Below are 2,929 nucleotides of genomic sequence, written 5' to 3'. Positions count from 1 at the left end.
CGCTTCCCCGCACCACCACCCGCCCCTAGGTTGGGGGGACCCGCATCGCCGACCGCGCACCACTGAGTTCCGATGGAGGAACGCCATGGCCACGACACCCGTGCTCCGCAGGATCGCGATCGCGCTGGTCGCGGTCGTCGCAGTGGGAGTGGCGGGTGCCGCACCGGCGTCCGCTCTCGACAGGCCCCTCTCCGGGTACCTGAAGGACAGCGGGCTCACGCCCGAGAAGATCCGCGACTTCCTCGGCGGACCCCTCATCTCGCCCTCGACGCAGGTGGGCTACGGCGGAGCGGTCTCGAGCGTCGACGCGAACGCGAGCCGCGTGGGCATGGAGGTGCTGAAGCGCGGCGGCAACGCAGCTGACGCCGCTGTCGCCACGGCAGCCGCCCTCGGCGTGAGCGAGCCCTACAGCGCCGGCATCGGCGGAGGCGGGTACTTCGTCTACTTCGACAAGGCCTCCGGCGAGGTCAGCACCATCGACGGACGCGAGACAGCGCCGGCCGGCATCACCTCGGACGCGTTCCTCGACCCCGCGACCGGAGCCCCGTACCCGTTCACCCCGGACCTCGTCTCCTCCGGCGTCGCGGTCGGCGTGCCCGGCACGGTGGCGACCTGGGACACCGCGGTCGACCGCTTCGGCACCCTGCCGCTCCCCGTCGTGCTGGCACCCTCGATCGCGCTCGCGGCGAAGGGCTTCCGGGTGGACGAGACCTTCCGCAACCAGACGCTCGACAACCTCGAGCGGTTCCAGGCGTTCCCCGACACGGCCGAGCTCTTCCTCCCCGGTGGGGACGCGCCGAAGGTGGGCAGCACCTTCCGCAACCTCGACCTCGCGAAGACGCTGACCTCCATCGCCGTCCACGGGCCGGACGCGTTCTACGAGGGCGCGCTGGCCGCCGAGATCGCCGACACGGTCCAGAACCCGCGGATCGCCGAGGGGTCGGACCTCCCGGCCCCGGCCGGCACGATGACCGCCGCCGACCTCGCGGCGTACTCGGTCGCCGAGCAGGCGCCGACCCGCGTCTCCTACCGCGGACTCGACGTCTACGGGATGGCACCCTCCTCCTCCGGCGGGATCGCGGTCGGCGAGGCCCTCAACATCCTCGAGAACCACGACCTCGCGGCCGAGGACACCGGCAGCGCCCTGCACCTCTACCTCGAGGCGTCCGCCCGCGCCTTCGCCGACCGGGGCGCCTACGTCGGCGACCTCGCCTTCGTCGACGTGCCCACCGAGACGCTCCTCAGCCAGGAGTTCGCGGACTCGCGGGACTGCACGATCGACCCGGCGACCGCCTCCGTCCGCCCGGTCGCGCCCGGCGCTCTCGACGGCTCCGGATGCGCGACCGCCCCCGCCGCGGAGGAGTCGGACACCGAGAACATCTCCACGACCCACCTCTCGGTCGTCGACAAGTGGGGCAACGCCGCCTCCTACACGCTCACGATCGAGCAGACCGGCGGCTCGGCGATGACCGTCCCGGGCCGCGGCTTCCTCCTCAACAACGAGATGACCGACTTCTCCCCCACCTTCGTCGACGGGGACCCGAACCGGATCGAGCCGGGCAAGCGCCCGCGCTCGTCGATGTCGCCGACGATCGTGCTCGACGGCGGGGACGTGCGGTTCGTCGTCGGCTCGCCGGGCGGATCGACGATCATCACGACGGTCCTGCAGACCCTGGTCAACCGCATCGACCTCGGCATGACGCTCCCCGAGGCGGTGGCAGCGCCCCGCGCCTCCCAGCGCAACGGCGCGACGACCTCGGCCGAGCCCGAGTTCATCGAGGCGTACGCCGACGACCTCGCTCCCTTCGGCCAGCAGCTGGTCCCCTCGGGCGACACCTTCACCTCGGCCGCGCAGATCGGGGCGGTGGCCGCCATCGAGGTCGACCCCTCCGGCCGGATGACCGCGGTCGCCGAACCGGTGCGGCGCGGCGGCGGCGTCGGGCTGGTGGTCCGGCCCGAGAAGTGACGCCCCGGAGCCTCCGCGGTCCGCTGAGAGGAACCGTCGGCCGGCCGCCCCTCTCGCCCGGGAGCGGTCCTCCGCGGGAAGGAGGCGTCTGCGACACTGGGGAGATGTCGTCGTCGCGCCCGCTGCGCACCCTCCGGGGTGTCGTCGCGGCGACGCTGGCGACGCTCGTCGCGCTGTTCTCGCACGTGGCCGGTGGCGGTCAGATCCCGGGTCCGCTCGGTGTCGCGATGCCGCTCGTCCTGTCGGTCCTGGTGTGCGTGGCGCTCGCCGGGCGCAGGCTCTCCCTGGTCCGCCTGGCGGCCTCGGTGGGAGTCAGCCAGTTCCTGTTCCACACGCTCTTCACGATCGGGACCTTCGCGGGGCCGGTCGATGCGCCGACCCTGCACGCGCACCACGGTGCCGTGATCGACGTCAGCGCGGCGATGACGCACAGCGGGATGACCGGCTCCTCGATGTGGGCGGCGCACCTCGTCGCCGCCGTCGCGACGACCGCGGCGCTCCACCGCGGCGAGTCCCTCCTCGTCCGAGTCGCCGCGACGACGAGCCACCTCGTCACCCGCCTGGTGCGGGTCGTGCCGGCTCCGGTGGCCGCTCCTCGACCCGCGCGACGCTCCTCCTTCGAGCTGCGCGACGTGCTCCCCCTCGCCTCGGGCGTCTTCCCCCAGGCGGCGCTGCGGCGCGGCCCCCCTCTGCAGCCCGCCTCCTGATCATCGACGCGAGCCGCGGCGAGGACCTCCCCGGAGGTCCCCGCGGCGTCTGACCGACCCGTCTCCTCCCCCGGACCCTCGCGAACGGCGCGCCCCTCACCGGGACGGCGGAGGCCGACGAGCCCGACTTCGAGGCGACGACGACCATCGGCTTCCCGGTGATCCCGGAGTTCTCGCACATGAGGCGCGCCCACTCGGAGAACACCGCCGAGCGCTTCCACCGCCGGGCCTACAACTACGACGACACCCCGACGGG

The 2,929-nt window shown here is 73.3% G+C and carries 2 protein-coding genes and 1 pseudogene; all 3 read left to right on the top strand.

Annotated features, from left to right (window positions below; genetic code table 11):
- Positions 1-85 precede the first annotated feature (85 nt).
- A complete protein-coding gene (ggt, locus tag C5C37_RS16965) occupies positions 86-1,966 on the top strand; it encodes a gamma-glutamyltransferase (protein ID WP_104339337.1) in 1,881 nt (626 codons plus the stop codon).
- Positions 1,967-2,070: 104 nt separating this feature from the next.
- Entirely contained in the window at positions 2,071-2,673 is a 603-nt protein-coding gene (locus C5C37_RS16960; RefSeq protein WP_104339336.1) for a hypothetical protein, read from the top strand.
- A 71-nt stretch (positions 2,674-2,744) separates the two neighbouring features.
- Positions 2,745-2,929, top strand: a pseudogene (locus C5C37_RS18005) (peroxidase); the annotation flags it as partial.

Origin of the sequence: Rathayibacter sp. AY1F9, from assembly GCF_002932155.1 — a bacterium.
In the GTDB taxonomy this organism is placed as follows: domain Bacteria; phylum Actinomycetota; class Actinomycetes; order Actinomycetales; family Microbacteriaceae; genus Rathayibacter.
This window is presented reverse-complemented; position numbering and strand designations above follow the sequence as displayed.